Here is a 23615-nt window from a genome sequence, read left to right on the forward strand (position 1 = left end):
TTTAATCCTCCTTGGTCATCCATTTTGTGAAACTATATTCATAGAGTGCTTTAACCGAAGGACGAATTCGGTCGTTTTCCAGGTATGTTCGTTTAGAAGGTTTGGAGTTGACTTCAATCAGCCATGGCTTCCCGCTTTCATCGATGCCAACATCAATGCCTAGCTCGGCGAAATGCCCTTCTACCGTCTCAGAAAGGAGTCGGGCAGAAGACGTACATAACTCCTTCATGTTATTTAGAATTTCGACGCTTTTCTTAGGAGAAAAAAGAGCTTGAAGGATTGGATGAGGTTTTGCGATTCGTCCTCCCTGATCGATATTTGCCACGAATTGATCCTGAGGAGCAATCCGGGCAACAGAAGAAACGATTTCCCAGTTTCCCTTTCCATTCAAGTGACAAAGAAATCGAAAATCTAATGGCTGCTCCTCTACTGTAAGAAAAGGAATAGTTTCCTGAACCAAATAAGAAGAAGGGGTGCACCAGGATCGAATTTGCTTATAGAGTGCAGAGAAGGTTGAGAAAGAAAGTGGACTCTGTGTTGTGAAAGAATTTTGGTACATAATAAACTCCTTTTCTCTTTTTTGGATACGCATGATATAACGTCCCCTACTCCCGTTTATCCCCTTAACGAAAACATCCTTATATAAGGAAAGCATTTCCTCCAATGAATCGAATCCCTGCACGGTTTTGGGCAAATGATGTACTAAGGACGGGCTGTCTTTCAGCGCATTATAGATCTCGTCTTTCGATAGAAACCCAGAATTGAAAACATGAATGTCCCTTTCTTCAGATTGAGTGAGCGCTTTTATAAAGGAAGGGGTTTTTTCTACCTTTCTTGAATGACATCGATTGTAAATGATGTGAGGATCAGGAAGTGTCTTAAGCTCCCAGTCTGGATCAAGAAATACAACCCCTTTAGGGAGGTCTCCGACAAAAGAAGAGAGCGGTATAAGATAAAAGAATCCACCTTTTCGTTGAAACCAGCATTGACACTCTGTAAAATATTCTTTTAAAGAGTGTGAATGTAATGTATTCATAGAAAATTGGTTAATTAATACGGCCACAACCGGTCCCATGTGAATGATGCTATGCCTTGAATCGATGGATATCCATATATTCTCCAGATCCGGTATGGAGGAGAATAATGAATCGCTTGTTTCTAACATAATCTGTAAAGAATCAGTTGAATCTTCCTTACATGTGACGTAGAGGGAAGAGTTTCCCCATTTCAGCGTCATGTTACGTTCAAAAGGATATGAATTCATCATCTTCTTCGGTATATACAAGTGATGATGATCATGATGCTTATGCGAACTAAATGAACATTTTATCTTCATCATGCATTCCCCGTTTGCATAACCCGCAATTTTGATTTTATAATGATTTATTGGGCTAATGTTGATATAGCATTCTATGTAAACCCAGGCAAAATGTTCAAACAAGAGAGGTAGAAAAGGAAGGTGCAATCATGCTGGATGCTTTCATCCTAATATTGTTCATGGTTTTGATTGGAGCCCTCATTGGAGGAGTCACCAATTCATTAGCCATAAAAATGTTATTCAGACCTTATAGGGCTTACTATATCGGGAAATTTAAAGTACCATTCACACCAGGGTTGATCCCAAAACGTCGGGGAGAATTGGCGGAACAACTCGGGAAAATGGTGGTCGATCATTTAATCACGCCTGAAAGTCTTCAGAAAAAAGTGATGAATGATGATTTTCAAAGGGATGTAACCCACTGGCTAGCGGAAGAATTACAACCTGTCTTCACATCGGATAAAACCGTGAATGAGTGGCTGGATATCCTGCAAATCCCTGTAACCTCCGATCGTCTTAATGAGTGGCTTGAAGATTGGGTAGCTGTAAAGATGAAAGATACGAAAACAGCATACACCTCTAAAAAGCTGGAAGAAGCTCTTCCAGAAAAGTGGAAGGAAAAAGTCGAAGAAAATATTCCGAAGCTTGTAGACTTCATCGCAGACCGTGCGGAAACCTATTTCACAAGCCCTGAAGGAAAAGCGAAAGTGAAGATCATGATCGACGATTTTCTGAAAGAACGGGGCATGCTCGGAAACATGCTTGGAATGTTCCTCGGCAACACATCGGTTGCGGACAAAGTACAGCCTGAAATCGTAAAGTTCATCAAGCATGAAGGAACCCAGGAAATTCTTTACAATCTGCTGACAAAAGAATGGTCCAAACTGAAACAAATGAAGCTTGATGAATTCATCGATCGATTACCGGAAGAAGACTTGATTCAAACCGTCCAGGCATCCCTGGTCAAACTCGTCAACATCGAAGGGCACCTATCTAAGCCACTAAGAAACTTTCTTGAGCCTCACAAAGAACCCTTCTTCAATAGCCAGCTTCCAAAATGGGTGGATAGAGGGACGGACCTCTTATCGAAGAAGATTCCGAACCTAATGGAGAAGATGCACCTGCAGCATATCGTGCAGGAGCAGGTTGAATCTTTTTCAGTTGGAAGATTGGAAGAATTGGTTCTCGGCATTTCCCGTCGTGAATTCAAGATGATTACTTATTTAGGGGCATTACTTGGAGGAGTGATCGGAATCGTTCAAGGGGTCATAGCCCTCTTTATCTCTTAATTCAACAGGGCCTAAGGGTCCTTCCTAGAATTTCACTCTATAGTTTGTTATAGTGGTGTAGGAAACATAGAGTGAAATTATAGGAGGTACGTATTTTGGCTATTAACTTATACGATCAAGCGAACGAATTGGAAAGTGCTTTACGTCAAAGCGATGAATTTCTACAACTGAAGAAGATGTACGACGAAGTAAACAATGACGAATCTGCTAACAAGATGTTTGAAAACTTCAGAAACATTCAAATGACACTTCAACAAAAACAAATGAGCGGTGAAGAAATCTCTCAAGAAGAAGTAGAGCAAGCTCAAAAAACAGCTCAACTTGTTCAACAACACGAAAAAATCTCAAAGCTTATGGAAGCTGAGCAACGCATGAGCATGGTCATCAATGACTTGAACAAAGTCATCATGAAGCCACTTGAAGAACTTTACGGTTCAATGGAGAAATAATATTGGTACGAAAAGGACTGACTACCGGATCGGGGGTTAGTCCTTTTTTGTGGATATAGCAGTGGAACAGAAAGATCCACTGCAGCAAGAACTTCTCGTCTAGTTGATAGTTTCTCCCAGCTACTCCATATAATTTTCGAATTGCTCCCACCCCTTGTCATATTTGTTTCCCCTTCTTCATAAAAGTAAAGAAAGGGAGTAGACAACATATAGGGGGGACACCGATGATGATCTATAGAATGCTAGCGCTAAATATTGATGGAACGATTGTAAATGAAAACGGAAAAATTGCGAGGGAAACAAAAGATGCAATTGAGTACGTTCAAGATAAAGGTGTACCGGTCACATTGGTAACAAGCAGGAGCTTTGCTTCAGCTAAGAAAGTAGCCAAGGCACTTAAGCTCAAAACCCCGCTCGTTACACATAGTGGGTCCTACATCGCTGGAGAACTTGAAAAACCGATGTATGTAAAAAAAATTGCCGAGGACATTACGTATGAAATTGCTCAATTCCTTGAAGGTTTCTCAAGCCAAGTAGCTCTATCCCATGAGAAGAGGTCAATCATTGGCAAAGCAAATTCCCAGGCAAAGGATTTGGCAAAAGTCTCCTGGCAAAGAGAGTCAAAATTACTTTATAGTAAGCAGTTTGTGGATCGTGTGAGTGATCATCTCTTGGAGAATCCAATGTCGGTTCCGAAGATATCGGTTGTTATGGAGCATCGTGAAGATGTGTGGGACGTTGTTGCTTCTTTAAAAGGCATGTATGAAGAAGTGGACGCCATTCCGACATCCGACTATAAACTGGATATCGTGCCAAGGGGTGTATCGAAGCTTCGAGGGCTGATGTATCTATCTGAACGCCTCGGAGTGAAAAAGGATCAAATCGTGATGGTCGGATCGGGGCTGGATGACATCGACTCCTTGGAATGCTGTGGCCTTGGGGTTGCTATGGGGGATGCACCTAGACAGGTGAGAGATGCAGCGAACTGGATTACACGTAGCCAAAGCGAAAAAGGCATCCCATACTTTGTAACAGAGCTATTCCGCAAGCAGCATCCAATACCATTTCTGAAAAAAATGAACATCATTAAATCATAAATCGATACACCCCGCATTTCTATTAGAGAAGCGGGGTGTTCTATTTATTTCAGTGGGCCTCGTGGGCCTCACTGCCATTGACCATTCCCACCCCATTCTGTACACTTATAAAAGCTTATTAGATTTGATGAAAGGTGATTAGAACGTGAATGTTTTGATAAAAGGAATCGAGGATGAGCGTTTTGAGCGCCCCCTGCGATTGATTGCGAATTTATTTTTTGAAGAATCCGTGATTCACTTTGGCTCAGGTGATGACATGGATCTTCAAGTCAAAATAGAACTATCAATAGAAGAAAAGATAGAAGCGAAAGCCGTGTTGACAAAGCCGTCTTCTGATAAATCATACACTGCAGCCTATGAACGTGGCTGGACACCATATGAAAATGAAAAAGAACGCTTCAAACAACTGAAAACAGCTGTATCTCATGTGTATCTGAATGTTCTTCAAGACCTGACGGGAATCCGGCAAAAATGGGGGATCTTAACGGGGATCCGCCCTACCAAGCTTTTACATAAGCAGAATCAGCTTGGGCTCCCCCAGAAGGAGATTCATGCGAAATTGAAAGAGGAATATCTTATTACCGATGAAAAGATTCAGTTGATGCAAAACATCGTGGACCGGCAGCTATCGGTTGTACCGGATCTCTATGATCTCCAGCATGAAGTTAGCATCTATATCGGAATACCGTTTTGTCCTACCAAATGTGCATATTGTACTTTTCCTGCATACGCGATTCTCGGTAAACAAGGGCGGGTCGATTCCTTCCTGGCCGGGCTTCACTATGAAATCCAGGAAATGGGACGCTGGCTCAAAGAGAATAACGTCAAGATTACGACGATTTACTATGGTGGAGGAACACCTACCTCTATCACCGCAGAAGAAATGGATGCCCTGTATGAAGAAATGTATCGATCATTCCCAGATGTGGACGCGGTAAGGGAAGTGACGGTAGAAGCAGGGAGACCGGATACGATTTCCAAAGAAAAACTAGAGGTACTAAAGAAATGGAATATCGACCGCATTTCCATCAACCCTCAGTCGTATACACAAGAAACATTAAAAGCGATCGGCCGTCATCACACCGTGGGAGAAACCATCGATAAATTTCATTTATCCCGCAATCTGGGAATGAACAACATCAACATGGATCTCATAATCGGACTTCCAGGTGAAGAGCTTCCAGAACTTCAGCATTCTTTGGATGAAACCGAAAAGCTCATGCCGGAATCATTGACCGTCCATACGCTTTCCTTCAAGCGGGCGTCTGAAATGACCAAGAATAAAGATAAGTATAAAGTGGCAGACCGGGTGGAAATCGAGAAGATGATGGACCTTGCTGAGGAATGGACTAAGGCTCATGGCTATGAGCCCTATTACTTATATCGTCAGAAGAACATTCTGGGTAACCTCGAAAATGTCGGTTATGCTCTTCCCGGACAGGATAGCCTCTATAACATCATGATCATGGAAGAGGTCCAAACCATCATTGGCATCGGCTGCGGCGCTGCAAGCAAATTCATCGATCCGAAGACCGGAAAGATCACGCATTTTGCCAATCCGAAAGAGCCAAACGCCTACAACCTGGGATTCAAAGAATATACCGATAAGAAGATTAAGATCCTTAATGACTTATTTTTATAAAAACAAGCTGTTCAGAGAACTTCTGGACGGCTTTTTATAATATCTAAGGACGGGTTAGTATATGTGTAATTAACGGAATTTTTCAATAATAGTTAAAGGATTACTTCTGAAAAAGTCGAATAAAGTAAGGTAGACATAGAAATCCAGACATTGTTTTTGTAAACGCTTACCAAATTTGAGGGGAGAGATCGAATATGATGCAAACACCACTGCTTCTGACACAAATGATTGACCGAGCCGAAAAGTATTTCCCTAACAAAGAAATTGTTTCACGCACTGAGTCCGGAATAAGCCGCTTCACGTATAAACAATGGGGAGAAAGAACACGAAGGCTTGCAAGCAGCCTATCAAAACTTGGGGTTGAAGAAGGGGATAAGGTCGGGACACTTGCCTGGAACCATCATCGACATCTTGAATCCTATTTTGCGATTCCTTGCAGTGGGGCCGTCCTACATACGATCAATATTCGCTTATCACCTCAGCACATCGTATATATCATCAATCATGCCAAGGACCAGGTATTGCTCATCGATTCAGACATCGTACCACTCATCGAAAAAATCAAAGACCAGATACCGACGGTCAAAGCTTTCATTGTAATGACCGATGGTGACTTGCCGGAAACCACTTTAGAACCGGTTTATCATTATGAGAGATTGCTGGAGGAAGGCGATCCTTCTTTCCAATTCCGGACAGACATTTATGAAAATGCTCCTGCCGGGATGTGTTACACCTCAGCCACAACCGGAAATCCTAAAGGGGTCATTTATTCTCATCGTGGAATCGTCCTGCATGCCATGGCGCTCGGGCTTGCTGATACGACTGGTGTCTGTGAAAGAGACGTGGCACTGCCGGTCGTACCGATGTTCCATGTAAACGCGTGGGGACTTCCTTTCGCCTCGGTGTGGTTCGGGACGAAGCAGGTTCTGCCTGGACCATATTTCACTCCAGGATTACTGGCACAGTTAATGCAGGATGAAAAGGTAACCATTTCTGCAGGGGTCCCGACTATTTGGCTTGGTTTGCTCAATGAATTAGAGAAAAAGGAGTATGATCTCTCCAGCCTTCGTTCAGTTCTATGTGGGGGTTCGGCTGCTCCTAAAGGAATGATTAGAACCTTTGAAGAGAAATTCGGTATTCCGTTCATGCATGCATATGGAATGACAGAAACAAGTCCGCTTGCAGTGATTGCTGCATCGAAAAGCTATCATGATGATCTTTCAGCTGAAGAAAAGCTTGAATTAAAAGCAAAGCAAGGGATCCTCGTCCCTGGATTAGACATGAAAATCGTCGGGAAAGACGGAGAAGTGGCTTGGGATGGAAAGGAAATGGGAGAACTTGCCCTGAAAGGTCCATGGATTGCTTCTGAATACTATGAAGATGAAAGAACAGAAGAAGCATTCCGTGATGGCTGGCTGTATACAGGTGATGTGGTCACCATCGACGAAGAAGGATACATTAAAATCGTTGACCGCACAAAGGACTTGATCAAATCAGGTGGAGAATGGATTTCTTCCGTAGACATCGAAAATGCTCTCATGGCACATGAACATATCTTCGAAGCAGCGGTAGTTGCAGTCCCCCATGAAGAATGGCAGGAACGCCCGATTGCTTGTGTAGTGTTAAAAGACTCGGGAAAAGGAAATGTTTCCAAAGAAGAAATCATGGACTTTCTGAAGCCACAGTTTGCCAAATGGTGGTTGCCGGATGAAATCCTGTTCCTTAATGAGATTCCAAAAACGTCAGTCGGGAAGTTTTTGAAGAGATCCTTGCGGGATCAAGTGCAGGCTAAAATGAAACAAATATAAAACGTATGAGAGGTTGGTCCGAAGTCGACCTCTCTCTTTAATTATTATACTATTCAAAATAATGATTCCTGAAAATGGGATATTACGGTATGCTAGAAGAAAGGGGAGGGATTTTTTTGACAGTATCAAATCAATACGAAACAGTAAAATTACATAAAGAAGGTAAGGTGGCAAGACTTCAGCTGAACCGGCCTCAATCACTAAATGCGTTGGATGCAGGACTTATGGGTGAGCTCCTGGCTGCGTTAAAAGAAGTGAAAAATGACCCATCGATTTCTTTATTGGTCCTGACAGGGGAAGGAAAGGGATTTTCTTCTGGGGGAGATATAAAATCCATGCTTACCTTAAGCGGAGAAGAACAGTTCTCAAGTATTATGGATACCATCAGTGAACTGGTTATGACGTTGTACACCATGCCGAAAATTGTTCTGACGGGTATACATGGAGCTGCTGCAGGTCTTGGGTTCAGTCTGGCGCTTTGCTCTGACTATATTTTGTGTGAAGAAGACAGCAAGCTCGCCATGAACTTTATCGGGATCGCACTGATTCCGGATGGAGGAAGTCATTTTCTTCTTCAGGAGCGCCTGGGAACACATAAAGCCAAAAGATTGATTTGGAACGGTAAAGTCTTGGAAGGGCAAGAGGCCCTTATGAAGGGGCTGGTTGACGAAGCGATTCCTTCCGGAAAATTGGAAGAAGGCATCGAACGCTATACAAAACAAGTACTAGGTGCACCGACGAAAGCGATGCTGAAAACGAAAGAAGTATATGTCACATTAAACAAAGACAGGCTTCAACATGCACTTGATCTTGAAAAAGAAGGGCAATGGCTCATGCGTCAAACCTCGGATCACCAGGAAGGCATTCGTGCATTTGTCGGGAAAAGACGACCTGAATTTAAGGGAGAATAATAGTTGAAAGAGGCTGGGACAAAAGTTTTTTATCCTAAGTCAAACCCGAACAAACCTGCTTCTTAGTGTGCAGATTTGTTCGGGTTTATTATTTATTTTCGAATCATTTGATTTTAGCTGTTTCCAGCGGTTGCACGGAAATCATTAGCGGTATTAAGAACCTACACTTCTATTGTTCGTCTTTTTATCGTGGTTTTTTAGTTTTGTCCCAGCCTCTTTTTCGTTTGGCATTCATCCTTTTAATTAAAAAATGCATTACAGGCCACTGGACGTGACCTGTAATGCAGGTTGAAAGCCTTATACATGAAACAACAATAGTTTCCCCAGAGGAGAAGTACAGCGATGAGTATGATCGGAATACCCCTTTTCTTCTAACATGGATTCACCCATTTTCTTTGCGTCGCTGTCGGATGAAGCTTCGAATGATTCATCCAGAATCTTTTTTCCGTCTTTTTCAAAAACAGTTAATTTGTATACTTTCATTGTGATATACCCCTTTGTATAGAATTCATGTTCTCTTATATTTTTTCATATTATCATTTTTTTGGAAAGTCTAAATAGTTTGATAAAAGAAAATAGATAGAAAATGAAACCTTTTTTGGATAAAATCGTAGAGTACTATAGAGAAAAAGGATGCTCGTTTATGGGTATAGGAGGGAAATGCTGAAATGGGTTTGAGTATACAACAAGTAACCAAACGGTTTGGACAATTTACAGCAGTTGATCAGCTGTCACTGGACATCCCACCGGGTGAAATGTTTGGGTTCCTGGGAGCGAATGGGGCCGGGAAGACGACGACATTTCGAATGGTGTTAGGGTTGTTAGATGCAACTGAAGGGCAGATTACGTGGAAAGGGAAACGGATCGATTATTCCACAAGTCCGGAAATTGGATATCTGCCTGAAGAAAGAGGACTTTATCCGAAAATGAAGGTGAGCGATCAGATTGTCTATCTGGCACGTCTTCGTGGGATGGAGAAAAAGACCATCCTGAAAGAACTGGATTACTGGCTGGAACGATTCAATGTTCCTCAAAACGTGAACAAGAAAGTAGAAGAACTTTCAAAAGGAAATCAGCAAAAAATTCAGTTTATCGCATCGGTTATCCATAAGCCCAGTTTACTGATTCTCGACGAACCGTTCAGCGGTCTCGATCCGGTTAATGTTGAACTGTTAAAGGATGCGGTCCGGGAAATCAAGAAAAATGGAACCACAATCGTGTTCTCCAGTCACCGCATGGAGCATGTGGAGGAACTCTGTGAAAGCCTGTGCATCATGCATAAAGGGCGTCCCGTGGTGCATGGTGGCTTGAAGGAAATCAAGCGTTCCTTTGGGAAGAAGAATGTGGTGATTCACTCCGATTTTGATCTTCTATATCTAAAGGATATGAAAGGCGTGACTAAGCTGAAAGAAACAACGGAAGGAGTTCTTCTTCAGGTCGAGTCTGAGGCTGCTGCCCAGGGGGTATTTCATGATGTTGTTCAAAAGGGATTCCTTCGTAAGTTCGAATTAGAAGAACCTTCCCTTAACGATATCTTCATAGAAAAGGTGGGAACTTCTTATGAATAATTTCTTCTTGATCCTTAGTCACTCCTATTTATCAAAGCTCAAGGCAAAATCTTTTATCATATCTACCGTCATCATTGCCGCTGCCCTTGTATTACTGGCCAATTTTGACAGTATCATTTCGAACTTCAGTGATGATGACACGAGTAAGATAGCGGTTCAGGACGAAACGGGCAAGCTGTATGATCCGCTTGTGCAGCAGCTGAAGACCATGAATAGCGAGGTTGAGCTGGAATCGACCACTCAATCGATGAAAGAAATCGAAAAGAAAATAGAATCTGATGAATTAAATGGATTACTCATTTTGAGTGAAAGCCCTGAAGGTCTTCCACAAGCTCTGTATAAATCCAATTCATTATCAGAGTCCAATGTGACCGGGGAATTACAAGTCGCCCTGCAAAATGTGAAGTCTTCACTGGCTGCAAGTATTTTAGAGCTGTCAGGTGATGAACTGGCACTGTTAAGCGGTCCTGTTGCTTTTGAAAAGGAAGCCCTTATTGAAGGAGCCAAGTCTGAAGAAGAACTGAGTCAGGCGAGGGGCATTGTATATGTTCTATTATTCTTTATTTATTTCTCTGTCATTGCTTACGCCAACATGACGGCCATGGAAGTCGCGACAGAAAAAAGCTCCCGGGTCATGGAAATCCTCATATCGAGTGTATCCCCGGTGAAACAAATGTTTGCCAAAATTATTGGAATCGGTCTCGCAGGGTTAACACAGTTAGCCGTAATTCTTGCAGTAGGCTATTTTACAATGATTCAAAAGAAAGATGAACTGGTCGGGGATTTCTTTGAAGGGTTCGGATTTGAATCTCTATCTGTAGGTGTCATCATCTATGCGGTCACCTTCTTTTTATTAGGGTATTTCCTGTATGCAACCATGGCTGCATTACTCGGATCTCTTGTCAGTAGAATCGAAGATGTACAGCAGATGATCATGCCGATGACCTTCTTGATCATGATTGGATTCTTCATCTCCATGTTCGGTCTTGGGAATCCGGAATCCAGTTTTGTCACTATTACTTCTTACATCCCGTTTTTCACACCGATGGTTATGTTCCTTCGTGTAGGGATGTTGAATCTTCCCGTGTATGAACCAGTCATAGGAATCGTGGTCCTCCTTGCGACGATTATTATTCTTGGAGTATTTGGAGCAAGAGTGTATCGCGGAGGAGTGCTCCTGTATGGAAAATCTAATTCTTATAAAGATATTAAAAAAGCAATCGATATAACTTCGAAAAAATGATTCGTAAGAGCAGGCTGTCTCCGTCGTCCGGGGCAGCCTTTCTCTATGAATCGCGTAAAATGTTGAATATATACTGAAATTATCAACGGTTTTAGGATATAATGAATGGATATAAGAACGTATATTCGTAGTGCGGGGAGGGAACTTCATGGAGAAGATTCGGTTTTTTCATGTAGCAGATCTACATCTGGATAGTCCTTTTATCGGACTAAAACATTTACCGAAAGAAGTGTTCGAACGAATACATGATAGTACCTTTGCCTCTTTTGAAAAAGTGGTAAGGGAAGCGATTCATAGACATATTGACTTTATGATCATCAGCGGTGATCTGTTTGATGAAGAAGATCGCAGTATTCGAGCGCAGGCGAAATTATTGAAGCAATTCAATCTGTTACATTCAAACAACATTCCTGTTTACGTTGTTCACGGGAATCATGATCATCTTGGCAGCTATCGATTAGAGCTCGATATGCCGGATAACATACATATCTTCAACGCAAAAACAGAGGTGAAACAGCTTACTGTAAAGAGTGGGACAATTGTAGATATAGTCGGGTTCAGCTATGGTACAAGACATATCCAGGAAAGAAGGGTTGCTGATTATCCCAAACGTTCCGGTGACCGCTATACGATAGGCATCCTCCATGGAAGCGAAGGAAGTGTGCATTCTTCACATGAAACGTATGCTCCTTTTTCGATAAGGGAATTATTGGAGAAGAATTATCACTACTGGGCTTTGGGACATATCCATGAGCGGCAGATTCTGCACGAAGAGCCTTACATCGTGTATCCAGGCAATATCCAGGGAAGACACCGGAAAGAAACCGGTGCAAAAGGATGCTATGAAGTGGTGCTTGATCATCACCATACTGAATTAACATTTATCCCGACTCACGACTTGATGTGGAAGACATGCAGCGTATCCCTTCAAGGTGTTCAGCGCTTTGGGGAAATTTTTCTGCGTATCCAGCAAGGTCTGGAATCTCTTGAAGAAGGGGATATGTTAATTGAGGTTATCTTGACGGATGATGAATCACTCCCTCAAGACATGGCGGGCAAAATAGAAAATGGTGATCTACTGGAAGCATTGCAATCAGAATACGAGAGTCACCAGGGTTTGAAGTGGATTCATTCAATACGATGGAATCATACCGAATCGAGTCGGGGAATGGAACAGGATCCGTTCAAACAGGAAGTAATGGAGACACTGGAAGGAATGGGTCAAGAAGAGTGGAAGGATGCCTTGGCAGAACTTTATGAGCACCCATCTATTTACCGCTTTCTGAATCCCTTAAAGGAAGAAGAGAAGAAATCTTTAATAGAAGAAACAGAGCACTTGTTACAAAATAAAGGCTGAACGTGGAGGTGAATGGGGTGAAACTGCTCGAACTTCATATTTATGGATACGGAAAAATAGAAAACAAGCACTATATGATTAGTGACCTTCAAATGTTTTATGGAGAAAACGAAGCTGGTAAATCAACGATTATGTCATTCATACATAGCATTTTGTTCGGGTTTCCAACGAAGCAGCAATCCCTGCTCAGGTATGAACCGAAATCTTCTACAAAGTATGGCGGGAGAATCCTTTGCAATATGGAAGGACAAGGACTCCTCAGTATCGAGCGGGTTAAAGGGAAGGCTACAGGGGACGTGACCGTTCAATTTGAGGACGGAAGAACAGGAGGAGAAGAAACCCTTCAACAACTGCTAGGAAATATGGACAGGACAACTTACCAAAACATATTCTCCTTCAACCTCGAAGGGCTGCAAAACATTCAGCGCCTCAAAAAGGAAGAACTGAACCGCTACCTATTCTCTGCAGCCTCTACAGGGACGGACCTTCTGTTGCAGATGGAAGATAATTGGCAGAAAGAAAGGGAGCGGCTGTTTAAGAAATCGGGAAGAAAGCCGATGGTCAACGCAGTGTTGCCAGAATTAAAACTCCTTGAAAAACAAGTAAAGGAAGGAAAAGAAAAAAATGATCAATACCGTCCTCTCATATCAAAGCAAAAATCGTTAGAAATCCGGATTTCATCCTTGGAGACAGAAAAGGCATCTCTTGCTGAAAAGAAAGAGAATCTGATTTCAGTTAATGAAAACTGGGATACACTCACTAGCTTCAAAAGAGTGGAGGAGCGGCTATCCCAATTGGAAACAATTGAGTTTCCTGTAAAAGGATTAGAGCGTTTAAACGAACTTAAAACGGAAGAAAGACAAGTAACGGCATATCTTGAAACCTTGGTGACGAAACAAGAAAATCTGAACAACAAATTAGAATCAGAAGAGATTGATCCTTCTTTAATTGAAGACATTCCTTTTATAGAAAAGATATTGTCTCAACAATCCTTTTATCTGAAATGGAAAGAAGAAAGCAGTGAGCGGAGCAGGGAACTAAAAACGGTGCGTAGTAAGATCAATGATACGATCCGTGAATTGGGATTAGCAATAGAGATGGAGGACATCCCGGCACTGGATACTAGCTTAATGATGTCTGACCGTATTCAGAATGCACTGGACCAGCAATCAAAGCTTCTTCATGAACGGGAAAGCTTCCAGAAGCATTACGAAGAGGAGGAAGAAGAACTTCACAACATCGAAAGGAAGTGTGATAGCTTAGAGGATCGGCTGATGGAAGAAGATGAGTATCAAGAATTGCAAAGAACGGTGAAAATTGAATCTTCCCGGCAAGCTTCACGGGACCAGGCACATTGGATGAACCTGCAAGTGAAAGAGGCAGAAGAACGTTTCAGCAGAAAAAAGTCCTCCTTCTCCCGGCAGCTCCTCTTAATAGGTGCAGCACTCCTTCTTTTATTGGGAATGGGGTCATGGGCAATCCTGACCGGTAATGGGCTCTTTGTCGGGATCAGCTTGGTTCTTCTCATTGTAGTGGGTGCATCCGGAGTGCAGGCGATTGGTAATCTGCGAGAAGAATCCAGCACCCTTCAGCAAACTAAAGCAAGAGCAAAAGAGTTTCAGCCGGAAGGTCAAATGGAACTTCACTCTTTGGATAGGGCTGAGCAAAGCCTAAAGCAGCAGATGGAGTTGAGGAACGAGTGGAAACAGCGGATTCTTTCATTAGAAGAGCAACAGGCAAAACTTCAGAAGCTCCATGAAAAACAGAAGGAAGTAGAGAAAGAAATTGTTTCAGGAGAACAAAGATTATCCAGTCTAAAATCAGAGCTCTGTTTACATTCTGATTTTCACTGGAAATGGCTGCGTGATGCGTTTGTTAAAATGAAAGAGACCGTCTCGAATTATGAGGCTTATATCCATCTTAAAGAAGAACAAGACTATGTGGTCCGAAAATTGAATGAGTATAGGGACCATTGTCAGAAATGGTTCGATAGCCACTCTCTCACGTTTACCACAGTGGATGAGGCTATGATTAAACTGAAGGGGATCATGCAGGATATTGAAAAGAAAAGACTCATAATCAACAGCATCCAAACAGAGCTGGAGCCTCTTTCTTTTGAGATAGAGAAGCTAAGAATTGAAGGTGGAAAGATCCGTGAAGAGGTTGGAACGCTTCTTCAATCTGCAGGGTGCATGGAAGAAACAGAATTTCGTGAAAAGGCACTTCACTCCGAAGAGAGAGTTGACCTATCGTCTCAATATAATGGAATGAAAACGAGGCTGACCGACCGAACACTCAACACGTTTCTTCGGTTTGATTCTCAGGAAGATTGCAGAAAAGAATTAGAATGGGTATCGAAAAAAATCGAAGAGCATTCAACTGAGCTCTCTGCTCATCAAAAAGAGCTCGCTTCCATTTCGTATGAAATAAAAGTGCTTGAGGAAGGAAAGAGCTATTCCTCAATCCTTCAGGAATTTCAAAGCAAAAAAGCTGAGCTTCAAGAACTTGCGTATGACTGGTCCAAATTCACGTTAGCACAAGTGGCTTTAAGGAAAACAATGGATCTTTACCAGAAATCGAAGATGCCTATAGTGATGGAGCTTGCAGAAGAGAACTTTAGAGAGCTGACGGAAGGTCACTATCTACGGATTTTCTTACGGGATGATGAGATGATCAGGGTAGAGAGGAAGGACGGTGCAGTTTTCCATGCAGTGGAACTCAGTCAAGGAACAAAAGAACAGTTATACATCTCAATTCGCTTTGCCCTCATTCAATCTTTCCGGGACAAGTACCCATTGCCGTTACTGATCGACGATGGAGTAGTCAACTTTGATAGAGAAAGAACGAAGGCATTTCTAAAGCTGTTGAGGAAAATAGCAACGAACCATCAGACTCTATTCTTTACCTGTCATCCTCATATAAGAAATGAGTTTACCGATGATGAAACGATCGTGTTAAAGCGAATGGAAAAGGAATCGATCCGGAATGCATAATTCTTTTAAAAATTTGAATTGGCAATATTTTCTCAGATTCGTTACAATACTACAAGGAGTTTGTTTGCACAAAAAATAGTAGCATGGAATGAAATGAGAGTCAGAAAGAAGGAACACATAGTATGACAAAAACAAAAGGGTCCAAACGAAATCGGGGACCACTGGCATTACTAAGCTTTAACTTATTTATCGTCATGGTTGGAATCGGGCTGGTCATCCCCATACTTCCTTTCTATGTAGAAAAATTCAACGCCAATGCCCAAACGCTTGGAGCGTTGGTGGCAGTATTTGCATTTATGCAGTTTTTATTTGCTCCTATTTGGGGACGGTTATCCGATCGAATCGGGAGAAAGCCATTAATTACCATCGGCTTGGTTGGCTTTGCCATAGCAGAATTCATTTTTGCCTTCGCTGTAGGGTTATGGATGCTATTTCTGTCCAGGATCTTAGCAGGCGTTTTCGGCTCAGCATTAATGCCGACTGCAATGGCCTATGTATCAGATGTGACGGATGAGGACAATCGGGGTCAAGGGATGGGGATACTTGGTGCTGCCATGGGTCTTGGAATCGTCATCGGGCCCGGAATCGGAGGATGGCTGGCAGAAATCGATCTCTCCTATCCATTTATCTTTGCCGGGATCGCCGCCTCCATTGCAGCTATCGTCTCGGTCATAATATTACCGGAATCCTATCCAAAGGAAAAAAGAACCTTTGATCCGGACGAGAAGCGTGAAAACCGCTTTGTGGTCATGAAGAATGCGGTGATGAGTCCGGTCGGGTTTCTGTTGGTGCTCGTATTCATCATGAGCTTTGGATTGGCGAATTTCCAATCAATCTTCAGCTACTATGCGCTTGAACGATATGGATATGGTCCACAGGAAGTCGGGATCATCATTTTAATTATTGGTATCATCGGTACCGTTGTTCAAGGAGTGGGTGTGGGAAGGGCGACGAAGATCTTCGGTGAGGAAAAAGTGGTAACCGGCTCATTGCTCCTTAGTGCATTGGGATTTGTCATCATGACATTTGCAACCAGCTTTGTAGGGGTCTTGATCACAACCGCCGTTTTCTTTGTCGGAAACTCGATGCTCCGTCCATCGTTGAATTCCCTTATTTCAAAACTGGCAGGAGAACGACAAGGGACCGTCATGGGGCTGAACAACTCGTTTCTCAGTCTTGGTAACGTTGCTGGACCATTGCTTGCCGGGACACTGTTTGAGTGGAATATACATATTCCCTACTTCTTCGGAGCATTCATTATGCTCGTAGGCCTGGTAGCGACGAAAGTTTGGATTAGCAATAAACAAAAAAGAGCTTTGGTGAATTAGGCTAAAGAACCGTCTCAGGATGAGGGGCGGTTTTTTGTTGTGAGAAGAGAGAGGGACGGACCTCTGGAATTTGATTATAGTTTGAAACAATTCTGGCCCACATCTCGCTCCAACCCTTTCCACCCCTGTACTCTATCGAAATATGATATACTGAGACTACTAATATAGTTGGACGGAGGAGAATAGATGTCTGGGATTACACAATTTAATGTCGGAGAAACAATCGAATTACCCCTTTTAATTAAACAAATGACCAAAGGTACGACAAACACAGGGAAGCCGTTTTTAACGCTGATACTGCAAGATAAGAGTGGAAATATGGAAGCTAAGCTTTGGGATGCTTCTGAGCAGGATGAGAAGGCATATCAACCTGAAACAATCGTGCAGGTTGTTGGAGACATACATAGTTATCGTGGAAAGAGTCAGCTCAAGATCAAGCAGATTCGCCCGGCCTCCCCGGCAGATGGTTATGCCATTTCGGACTTCCTGGAAACTGCGCCAGTGAGCATTGATGAAATGACGAGTAAGATTACTCAGTATATTTTCGAAATGAGAAATCCAAATATTCAACGTATCACAAGACACTTGATTAAAAAATATCAGAAGCCTTTCCTGGAATATCCGGCGGCTACTAAGAACCATCATGAATTTGTGTCAGGCCTTGCGTATCATGTTGTATCGATGCTGGACCTCTCGAAAGCCATTGCAGGACTGTACCCATCCCTGGATTCAGATCTATTGTACGCTGGGGTCATTCTTCATGATTTAGGCAAAGTCATTGAGCTTTCAGGTCCAACCTCTACTACTTATACGATTGAAGGAAATCTGATCGGTCATATTTCGATCATGGTGAACGAGATTGGAAAAGCTGCAGATGAGCTTGGAATTGAAGGGGAAGAAGTAATGATCCTTCAACATCTCGTATTGAGTCATCACGGAAAAGCGGAATGGGGAAGTCCTAAACCGCCGCTCATTCGTGAAGCTGAAATTCTGCATTATATCGATAACGTGGATGCAAAGATGAATATGCTGGATCGTGCATTGGAACGGGTGAAACCAGGGGAGTATACAGAAAGAGTGTTTGCCCTTGATAATCGTTCATTCTATAAACCGACATTTCATAAATAGGTAACCTATTAGACCCCGGATTATGGACCGGGGTCTTTTTAGTAGAACAAAAGGTTAAATCTAGTAATGTTTTATCTCTTTACTACATATAGTGTTAATAAAGAGGACAAACCTATAAGGAGATGAAGCAAATGACACTACCTATTTGGATGTACTTGGTTGTAGCAGGGATTTTCGGGAGTGCCTTTATGACGATTAAATCGGCTAAGGAAGAAAAGAATATGGAAGATGAGTGGATAGAGAAAGAGGGAGAAGTCTACATTCATCGAATGGAAGAGGAGAAGGAGCGGAAACGCCAACTAACATCTTGATTATAGAGTATAAAAAGGACTGGCGGAATGGATCCATCAGTCCTTTTTGATCTACTCTTCGGTAGGTGCTGGAGTTTCTTCTCCTTCAGGTACAGCAGGAGTTTCTCCGCCTTCAGGTGCCGCCGCAGGGTTCAGCACTTGATCAAATGCTTTTTTAAGATCTTCATCTTTAATGTTTAAGTCAGCTTTTTCAATTTCAGCTTTCATCGCTTCCTGGATTTTTTGAGGATCCACTTTTGAAAGCTTCAGTTCTTTTTCGATTTCCTTTTTCATCTCGTCATAGGATTTCTTTTCTTTTTTATCTGTCACTTCAATGATGTGGTAACCATATTCTGTTTTGATGGGCTCACTCACTTTGCCTTTCTCTAAAGTGTCCAGAGCTTTAGAGAATTCCGGTACGAAGTTTTGACGACCTGCATTGTCTACCCAGCCTAAGCTTCCGCCATTTTCAGCAGAACCAGGATCTTTAGAATATTCTTTTGCAAGTTCTTCAAATTTTCCACCATCAGCTAATTTTTGTTTCACTTCTTTAGCTGTTTTTTCATCATCAACAAGAATGTGACGAACTTGAATGTCAGGCTTCCATGTCTCGTAGTATTCCTTTACTTCATCTTCAGTGACTTTCACGTCAGAGATCGCAGCTTTTTCTTGAAGTAATTGAAGCTTTAAGTATTCTTTAAACGATTTTTCATCAAGATTATATTGTTGTAAGAACATTTCGAATTGAGGTCCCAATTGATCTTTGGCTTCATTCAGCTTTTCGTCAACTTCCTCTTTCGACACGTCATACTTTTCTTCAAGTACTTTCGTGTAAACCAATTCTTGAAGGGCTTGTTCCATTTGTGGAGTGAATTTTTGCTTCATTGATTTGTAAAGTTCATCTTTTGTTACGTCTCCAGCTTTTGTTGTTGCAACAACGTCACTGTTTCCCTCAGCACCGTCTCCGCTGCATCCTGCAAGTCCAACGACTCCAGCAGCCAATGATACTGAAATGATCCATTTTTTCATGGTGACCAACTCCTACAATATATTCGTTTGATGGCTTGTCAAATTTCTACAAAACATACTATAACACACTTTTTCCATGAAAAAAAATATTTTCCATATTAATCTTCAGAAAAATGGGCATTTTACACACCCATTTCCTAGGTACTTTCATATGATAAGAGCGAAGAGAGAAAAGGAGGTAATAAATATGAGCTGTGGATACAATTCCGGATTCGCGTTAATCGTAGTGCTGTTCATCTTATTAATCATCGTTGGTGCCGCATATATTTGCTAAAAAAAACTAAATTTATGACATTGGCCTAAAACAAATGGCAGCTAACTTGAATAAGATAAATTAGCGCTTCAAAGGAGGTGGAAAGTTATGGGTAATGCATACGGCGGAGGTTTCGCGTTAATCGTAGTACTGTTCATCCTGTTAATCATTGTGGGTGCAGCATGGCTATAATTTTAGCCTCAGGGTTTAAAGTTATCGGATAAAGATTGTAGAGGGGGCAATACCTTAAAAAAGAGGGCCCCTTTTGCTTTATTCATATTTAGGCGGCTTTTTCATACATGAAAGGAGGAAGCGCAGATGTCAGGTGCTTACGGCGGAGGATTTGCGTTAATCGTTGTTCTATTCATTTTGTTAATCATCATTGGTGCAGCATACGTTTGCTAATTTGAATATATAAAAAGCAGATCCGGATTTTTCCGGGTCTGCTTTTTGCTTGTCGTCTCTGAGCGAGCCGCCTCCGCTTTTCTACTTGTCCAGCTCCAGCGGCTAGCCCCTCGAGGTCATAACTGGGAAATCCCCAAAGGCAAAGAGCGCCTTCAGGGATCTCCCAGTTATGCTTGTCGGGGCTGACCAAGCCGCCTCCGCTTTTCTACTTGTCCAGCTCCGGCGGCTAGAGTCTCGAGGTCATAAGTAAAACCTACCAAAAAGGCAAAGAACGCCTTTCCGGTAGGTTTTACTTATGCTTGTCGCCTCTGAACGAGCCGCCTCCGCTTTTCTATGTAAACAATATTTCTATATAAGAAGAGACCAGTAGTATGGTGATTAGAATATTGATGGTTCTAAACACCTTTGGTTGGCGTTCTTCAGGTATTTCTTTTTGTAAACATAATGCGTTTGTCATTTTATTTATATAGAATAAGATGAAAACAGCAAACACTAAAAACATGGAGATCATCCAAACCCCTCCCCGTTATCTCCTTTAAGCTATACATTACCAAATAATTTCTCAAATTGGTAGCGAGAGTATTGCATTAATCATGCAAATAAGGCTTTTTGCATTCTATTTTACATTTCATCCAAGTGCAAGCAGGAATTTTCGATCAGTAAATGAAGAATCTTCGTGAAAACACCTGAAAATAGCAGAAGGATGATTTCTTCCATCGATTGTATGTTTCAATGGCCATCCATCATCCTTACTGATAAATCAATATTTCGTATCCATCATCATTCTCTTCAATTAATGCATTCTTTGGTGAGTCCATTAGTTGCTTTGCATATATAAAGTCAATGGCGCAGATTCCTGAATGAAATGCAAGCAGCATTGTAAAGTAATGAGAGTAGTGCGGGAAGTGGATACATCCGTATAGCAAAATTCCGTTCAGTACAAAGAATGGTGCCACCAGGGCAAGCATGTAACGGTATTTTGAGATAGGCTGATCCACTCGCAAAGAAACGATCGGTAAAAAAAATAGTTTCCGATTGCATCTACACTTCATTTTTTTCACAAAAAGCAGTATCGGTACAATGTGAAAAAACTTATGCAACGGATAGATACTCAGCATTCCTATGAAGAACACAAGGAAATGATTATCATAGAACGCACTTGGAAATAGTAAGTTAATTGGTACGTATATTAATGAGAATACCATCATCATGATGATGGATGAAAGTAAAAAGACTCGGTAAAATCCGAATTGTTTTTCCAGATTGATTGTTTTCCAGCAATGCATAAAAAAATCGCCTCCATTAGACGAATAAATCTTAGTTAAGTGCCTAACATACTTTATTACGATTGCCGGAAAAAATCAATACATTTCAGGGTGATTTTTTCATATTTTTTAGAAGAACTTTATGGGAAAGGTATGTTATAGTTTTGTACAATGAGAGTATGAGAAATTTTTGCAATGATTGAAAGGTGATTAAGATGAATGATTTAGTGAAACGTATAGAGCAACTCGAGTATTATCAACGGTTAATAGCGGAGATGATCCCCGAAAATGGTTTTCCATTTCATCGAATGATCATTCGTAATGGTTTGTCGGAGAGGGAAGTGAAGGAGTTCTTTATCACTTGTGATAGGTTGAGCATGAAGCTCCAAAAGCAAAAAGCGGAAGGATTCGTGTACAATACCCCGCTTTTCAAAGAGTTTGAAGAACAGCTTCATTCAAAGCTGAAGGTCCATGAAGTGGTTGATAGCTGTTTAGCTCAAGACATTTATCCAGCTTTGATGAAACAGTTAAAGAAGAGTTTGTAGATTAAGCCAGTTCTTCTTCATCTTGAAATAATTCTCCCAGTTTTCCGTTATCATCAGAAAAATCATTTTCAATATTATGAAACGATTTTTCGAATATCTCCATAAAATCATTTCCATATATATTTCGCACGACGGTCATCATTTCAATCATTTCCGGGAACTTTCCATATAATTCTCGTAATGGAGAAACTCCCTGGAAGATTGAGTGACTCTCAGGCTTATAGTTCTTCATTAGCTCAAGAAGTATATTTTCCCCTTTAGCCGTCAATTGAATATAGGTGTTCCGTTTATCGTTCTCCCGTTTAGAAAACTGGAGTAATTCCCGTTCTTCTAATTTCTTGGAGAAGTTAAATGCAGTTGAAACGTGCATAACACCAAACTTGGCTACGTCTGAAATGGAAGCACCCTTTAAATGATAAGCAATCCAGAGAATATGATGTTCGTTGATATTTAAGTCGTATGGCTTGATCCATTGCTGCCAGTCCTTTTCTATGGCCTTCCACAGAGCTTTACTTAGCTGAGCCATCCTTTGACTGAAGAGCATAGCCTCTTTTAAAGTAAATTCTCTTTCCTTCATCTCATTCACCCACTTTGCTAGAAAATCTTATTAAATCTAAGTAATACTAAAATGACTTACTAAAACAACTATCACAAAAAAAGAAAGCGCTTATATTTTATTATGCCAATAAAGTAATAATTAATAAAGGTTAAATTGACAAAATTTTTCGAAGTATATAATTTTTGATTGGGACATACTGTGAAAATAAGAGGTCGATGGGGGTATGGATACTGTAATGACGGGATTTGTGCATGAAATCATTATATTGATAGAAAAGAAGGGGGATAATAATTTTTTTTCAAAACATGTTTCTACAGAATCGATATAATCCCTATTCAAACAAAAAAAGCCCACAGCCTTCCATCACCATTAGTGAAAAAGGGCTGCGGGAATCTGGTTATTGATTAGAGGTATTTGCTGAGTTAATGGATTTTTCCAAGTCTTCAATGGTTCTTTGGATGGATTGGATTTCTTCCTGAAGTCGACGGTTATTTGGCTCTGTCGAAGCCTGCCATTGTTTGAAAGAAGCTTGAAGATCTTTCGAAAGCTGCATGACTGTTTCTTTTCCTTCCTGAGACAGCGTGCCGATGGATTCTTTCAATTCACCAATATTCACCTTCATCTCGTCGATTACTCCAGTCCAGTCATCCTTTTTGTCCTTGATTTGTGCCCGGATTTCTTTCCCTGATGAAGGAGACGTGAGAAGGGATGCTACTCCTCCGACCACTCCACCGATTAAAAGCCCGTAAGCCAGGGATTTTTTGTTCACTATGATCACCTCGTTCTTCTAGTTCTATAATACTCTATTTCTACAATCAACATGTATTCTCCTTTTCCCTTTTAAAACAGATTAAAACAAGTCAATTCATAACTTTCTTTTTTCCAGCATAAATATAAAGTTAAGAGGTGGAGTTTAGGAGGGGTTCTAAACAATGGACGGGGTAATCTTTGGTTTCTTTGCTCTCTGTGCAGTATTATTTCTAAGTATGGTGTATAATTTCATTTCCATTCAAAGGCCGGGTATGTATCCTCCTAAGAATATATTAAAAAAGCGTGCTGCCATAATGGGGTCCGGCGGAGTGATCACCTTTTTGATTGGAGTGCTCTTATGGGTTGCAGTCAAGTAAGATATAGAAAA

24 protein-coding genes and 1 pseudogene are annotated in these 23615 nt (G+C 41.4%); 18 read left to right on the plus strand and 7 right to left on the minus strand.

The features are described from left to right. Position 1: 1 nt before the first annotated feature. Entirely contained in the window at positions 2–1339 is a 1338-nt protein-coding gene (locus ACYH0O_RS07960; protein WP_482631878.1) for a YheC/YheD family endospore coat-associated protein, read from the minus strand. Positions 1340–1467: 128 nt separating this feature from the next. Here ACYH0O_RS07960 and ACYH0O_RS07965 point away from each other — a divergent pair, with 128 nt between their 5' ends. From ACYH0O_RS07965 to ACYH0O_RS07990, 6 genes are all read left to right on the plus strand, one after another. After that, positions 1468–2607: a DUF445 domain-containing protein gene (locus ACYH0O_RS07965; protein WP_482631879.1), complete on the plus strand. Its 1140-nt coding sequence runs from the start codon at positions 1468–1470 to the stop codon at positions 2605–2607. A gap of 95 nt (positions 2608–2702) precedes the next feature. Beyond that, complete coding sequence (locus tag ACYH0O_RS07970) at positions 2703–3056, plus strand: YlbF/YmcA family competence regulator (RefSeq protein ID WP_149155078.1); 354 nt, start codon at positions 2703–2705, stop codon at positions 3054–3056. 224 nt (positions 3057–3280) lie between these two features. Continuing rightward, complete coding sequence (locus ACYH0O_RS07975) at positions 3281–4153, plus strand: HAD-IIB family hydrolase (protein WP_482631880.1); 873 nt, start codon at positions 3281–3283, stop codon at positions 4151–4153. A 145-nt stretch (positions 4154–4298) separates the two neighbouring features. Then, a complete protein-coding gene (locus ACYH0O_RS07980; RefSeq protein ID WP_482631881.1) occupies positions 4299–5795 on the plus strand; it encodes a coproporphyrinogen III oxidase in 1497 nt (498 codons plus the stop codon). A gap of 194 nt (positions 5796–5989) precedes the next feature. Beyond that, positions 5990–7603, plus strand: coding sequence for a long-chain fatty acid--CoA ligase (locus ACYH0O_RS07985; RefSeq protein ID WP_482631882.1), 1614 nt, complete (start codon positions 5990–5992; stop codon positions 7601–7603). A 116-nt stretch (positions 7604–7719) separates the two neighbouring features. Then, positions 7720–8514, plus strand: coding sequence for an enoyl-CoA hydratase (locus ACYH0O_RS07990; RefSeq protein WP_482631883.1), 795 nt, complete (start codon positions 7720–7722; stop codon positions 8512–8514). A 297-nt stretch (positions 8515–8811) separates the two neighbouring features. Here the strand turns inward: ACYH0O_RS07990 and ACYH0O_RS07995 are convergent, their stop codons facing one another. After that, on the minus strand, positions 8812–8997 hold the full coding sequence (locus tag ACYH0O_RS07995; RefSeq protein ID WP_113971251.1) for a YhzD family protein: 186 nt from the start codon (positions 8995–8997) through the stop codon (positions 8812–8814). A 185-nt stretch (positions 8998–9182) separates the two neighbouring features. Between ACYH0O_RS07995 and ACYH0O_RS08000 the strand changes: the two genes are divergently transcribed. The 7 genes and pseudogenes from ACYH0O_RS08000 (at position 9183) to ACYH0O_RS08030 (ending at position 18442) form a co-directional block, all read left to right on the plus strand. Next, positions 9183–10082 (plus strand): ABC transporter ATP-binding protein, encoded by a 900-nt coding sequence (locus ACYH0O_RS08000; RefSeq protein ID WP_482631884.1) that lies wholly within the window; start codon positions 9183–9185, stop codon positions 10080–10082. Next, positions 10075–11325: an ABC transporter permease gene (locus ACYH0O_RS08005; RefSeq protein ID WP_482631885.1), complete on the plus strand. Its 1251-nt coding sequence runs from the start codon at positions 10075–10077 to the stop codon at positions 11323–11325. Before ACYH0O_RS08000 ends, ACYH0O_RS08005 begins: the two co-directional genes overlap by 8 nt. A gap of 148 nt (positions 11326–11473) precedes the next feature. After that, positions 11474–12682, plus strand: a complete 1209-nt coding sequence (locus tag ACYH0O_RS08010) for a metallophosphoesterase family protein (RefSeq protein ID WP_482631886.1) — start codon at positions 11474–11476, stop codon at positions 12680–12682. Between the two features lie 17 nt (positions 12683–12699). After that, positions 12700–15675 carry an ATP-binding protein gene (locus tag ACYH0O_RS08015; RefSeq protein ID WP_482631887.1) on the plus strand — a complete coding sequence of 992 codons (2976 nt, stop codon included), beginning with the start codon at positions 12700–12702 and terminating at the stop codon, positions 15673–15675. A gap of 113 nt (positions 15676–15788) precedes the next feature. After that, positions 15789–17003: pseudogene (locus tag ACYH0O_RS08020) on the plus strand (MFS transporter); the annotation flags it as partial. A gap of 186 nt (positions 17004–17189) precedes the next feature. Beyond that, complete coding sequence (yhaM, locus tag ACYH0O_RS08025) at positions 17190–18131, plus strand: 3'-5' exoribonuclease YhaM (protein WP_148968344.1); 942 nt, start codon at positions 17190–17192, stop codon at positions 18129–18131. A 131-nt stretch (positions 18132–18262) separates the two neighbouring features. Beyond that, complete coding sequence (locus ACYH0O_RS08030; protein ID WP_149155088.1) at positions 18263–18442, plus strand: sporulation YhaL family protein; 180 nt, start codon at positions 18263–18265, stop codon at positions 18440–18442. A gap of 51 nt (positions 18443–18493) precedes the next feature. Here the strand turns inward: ACYH0O_RS08030 and ACYH0O_RS08035 are convergent, their stop codons facing one another. Continuing rightward, positions 18494–19450: a peptidylprolyl isomerase gene (locus ACYH0O_RS08035; RefSeq protein ID WP_482631888.1), complete on the minus strand. Its 957-nt coding sequence runs from the start codon at positions 19448–19450 to the stop codon at positions 18494–18496. Positions 19451–19637: 187 nt separating this feature from the next. Here ACYH0O_RS08035 and ACYH0O_RS08040 point away from each other — a divergent pair, with 187 nt between their 5' ends. From ACYH0O_RS08040 to ACYH0O_RS08050, 3 genes are all read left to right on the plus strand, one after another. Further along, positions 19638–19724 (plus strand): YjcZ family sporulation protein, encoded by an 87-nt coding sequence (locus ACYH0O_RS08040; protein ID WP_044337791.1) that lies wholly within the window; start codon positions 19638–19640, stop codon positions 19722–19724. A gap of 87 nt (positions 19725–19811) precedes the next feature. After that, positions 19812–19895: a YjcZ family sporulation protein gene (locus ACYH0O_RS08045; protein ID WP_032089274.1), complete on the plus strand. Its 84-nt coding sequence runs from the start codon at positions 19812–19814 to the stop codon at positions 19893–19895. 126 nt (positions 19896–20021) lie between these two features. Continuing rightward, the gene (locus ACYH0O_RS08050) at positions 20022–20108 is read left to right on the plus strand and encodes a YjcZ family sporulation protein (RefSeq protein WP_082051156.1); all 87 of its coding nucleotides are present in this window, start codon (positions 20022–20024) and stop codon (positions 20106–20108) included. 331 nt (positions 20109–20439) lie between these two features. Here the strand turns inward: ACYH0O_RS08050 and ACYH0O_RS08055 are convergent, their stop codons facing one another. Next, positions 20440–20619, minus strand: a complete 180-nt coding sequence (locus tag ACYH0O_RS08055; RefSeq protein ID WP_034763303.1) for a hypothetical protein — start codon at positions 20617–20619, stop codon at positions 20440–20442. A gap of 238 nt (positions 20620–20857) precedes the next feature. Next, complete coding sequence (locus ACYH0O_RS08060; protein ID WP_149155090.1) at positions 20858–21394, minus strand: DUF3267 domain-containing protein; 537 nt, start codon at positions 21392–21394, stop codon at positions 20858–20860. A gap of 194 nt (positions 21395–21588) precedes the next feature. Here ACYH0O_RS08060 and ACYH0O_RS08065 point away from each other — a divergent pair, with 194 nt between their 5' ends. Further along, positions 21589–21918, plus strand: a complete 330-nt coding sequence (locus tag ACYH0O_RS08065) for a DUF1878 family protein (protein ID WP_482631889.1) — start codon at positions 21589–21591, stop codon at positions 21916–21918. 1 nt (position 21919) lies between these two features. Here the strand turns inward: ACYH0O_RS08065 and ACYH0O_RS08070 are convergent, their stop codons facing one another. Beyond that, positions 21920–22495 carry an HTH-type transcriptional regulator Hpr gene (locus tag ACYH0O_RS08070; protein ID WP_113971262.1) on the minus strand — a complete coding sequence of 192 codons (576 nt, stop codon included), beginning with the start codon at positions 22493–22495 and terminating at the stop codon, positions 21920–21922. Between the two features lie 379 nt (positions 22496–22874). Continuing rightward, entirely contained in the window at positions 22875–23246 is a 372-nt protein-coding gene (locus ACYH0O_RS08075) for a YtxH domain-containing protein (RefSeq protein WP_188048424.1), read from the minus strand. 163 nt (positions 23247–23409) lie between these two features. Here ACYH0O_RS08075 and yhzF point away from each other — a divergent pair, with 163 nt between their 5' ends. Next, positions 23410–23604 carry a membrane protein YhzF gene (gene yhzF, locus ACYH0O_RS08080; protein WP_148968349.1) on the plus strand — a complete coding sequence of 65 codons (195 nt, stop codon included), beginning with the start codon at positions 23410–23412 and terminating at the stop codon, positions 23602–23604. Positions 23605–23615 lie beyond the last annotated feature (11 nt).

It is taken from the genome of Rossellomorea sp. H136 (assembly GCF_056838065.1).

Excerpts from the sequence above, each read along its gene's own strand:
- ACYH0O_RS08045 (WP_032089274.1), top strand. The coding sequence starts at position 19,812 with ATGGGTAATGCATACGGCGGAGGTTTCGCGTTAATCGTAGTACTGTTC.
- ACYH0O_RS08050 (WP_082051156.1), top strand. The coding sequence starts at position 20,022 with ATGTCAGGTGCTTACGGCGGAGGATTTGCGTTAATCGTTGTTCTATTC.
- ACYH0O_RS07975 (WP_482631880.1), top strand. The coding sequence starts at position 3,281 with ATGATGATCTATAGAATGCTAGCGCTAAATATTGATGGAACGATTGTA.
- ACYH0O_RS08060 (WP_149155090.1), bottom strand. The coding sequence starts at position 21,394 with ATGCATTGCTGGAAAACAATCAATCTGGAAAAACAATTCGGATTTTAC.
- ACYH0O_RS07965 (WP_482631879.1), top strand. The coding sequence starts at position 1,468 with ATGCTGGATGCTTTCATCCTAATATTGTTCATGGTTTTGATTGGAGCC.
- ACYH0O_RS08005 (WP_482631885.1), top strand. The coding sequence starts at position 10,075 with ATGAATAATTTCTTCTTGATCCTTAGTCACTCCTATTTATCAAAGCTC.
- ACYH0O_RS08065 (WP_482631889.1), top strand. The coding sequence starts at position 21,589 with ATGAATGATTTAGTGAAACGTATAGAGCAACTCGAGTATTATCAACGG.
- ACYH0O_RS08000 (WP_482631884.1), top strand. The coding sequence starts at position 9,183 with ATGGGTTTGAGTATACAACAAGTAACCAAACGGTTTGGACAATTTACA.
- ACYH0O_RS07995 (WP_113971251.1), bottom strand. The coding sequence starts at position 8,997 with ATGAAAGTATACAAATTAACTGTTTTTGAAAAAGACGGAAAAAAGATT.
- ACYH0O_RS08035 (WP_482631888.1), bottom strand. The coding sequence starts at position 19,450 with ATGAAAAAATGGATCATTTCAGTATCATTGGCTGCTGGAGTCGTTGGA.
- ACYH0O_RS08070 (WP_113971262.1), bottom strand. The coding sequence starts at position 22,495 with ATGAAGGAAAGAGAATTTACTTTAAAAGAGGCTATGCTCTTCAGTCAA.
- ACYH0O_RS08030 (WP_149155088.1), top strand. The coding sequence starts at position 18,263 with ATGACACTACCTATTTGGATGTACTTGGTTGTAGCAGGGATTTTCGGG.
- ACYH0O_RS08055 (WP_034763303.1), bottom strand. The coding sequence starts at position 20,619 with ATGATCTCCATGTTTTTAGTGTTTGCTGTTTTCATCTTATTCTATATA.
- ACYH0O_RS08040 (WP_044337791.1), top strand. The coding sequence starts at position 19,638 with ATGAGCTGTGGATACAATTCCGGATTCGCGTTAATCGTAGTGCTGTTC.
- ACYH0O_RS08010 (WP_482631886.1), top strand. The coding sequence starts at position 11,474 with ATGGAGAAGATTCGGTTTTTTCATGTAGCAGATCTACATCTGGATAGT.
- ACYH0O_RS07985 (WP_482631882.1), top strand. The coding sequence starts at position 5,990 with ATGATGCAAACACCACTGCTTCTGACACAAATGATTGACCGAGCCGAA.
- yhzF (WP_148968349.1), top strand. The coding sequence starts at position 23,410 with ATGGACGGGGTAATCTTTGGTTTCTTTGCTCTCTGTGCAGTATTATTT.
- ACYH0O_RS07960 (WP_482631878.1), bottom strand. The coding sequence starts at position 1,339 with ATGATGAAGATAAAATGTTCATTTAGTTCGCATAAGCATCATGATCAT.
- yhaM (WP_148968344.1), top strand. The coding sequence starts at position 17,190 with ATGTCTGGGATTACACAATTTAATGTCGGAGAAACAATCGAATTACCC.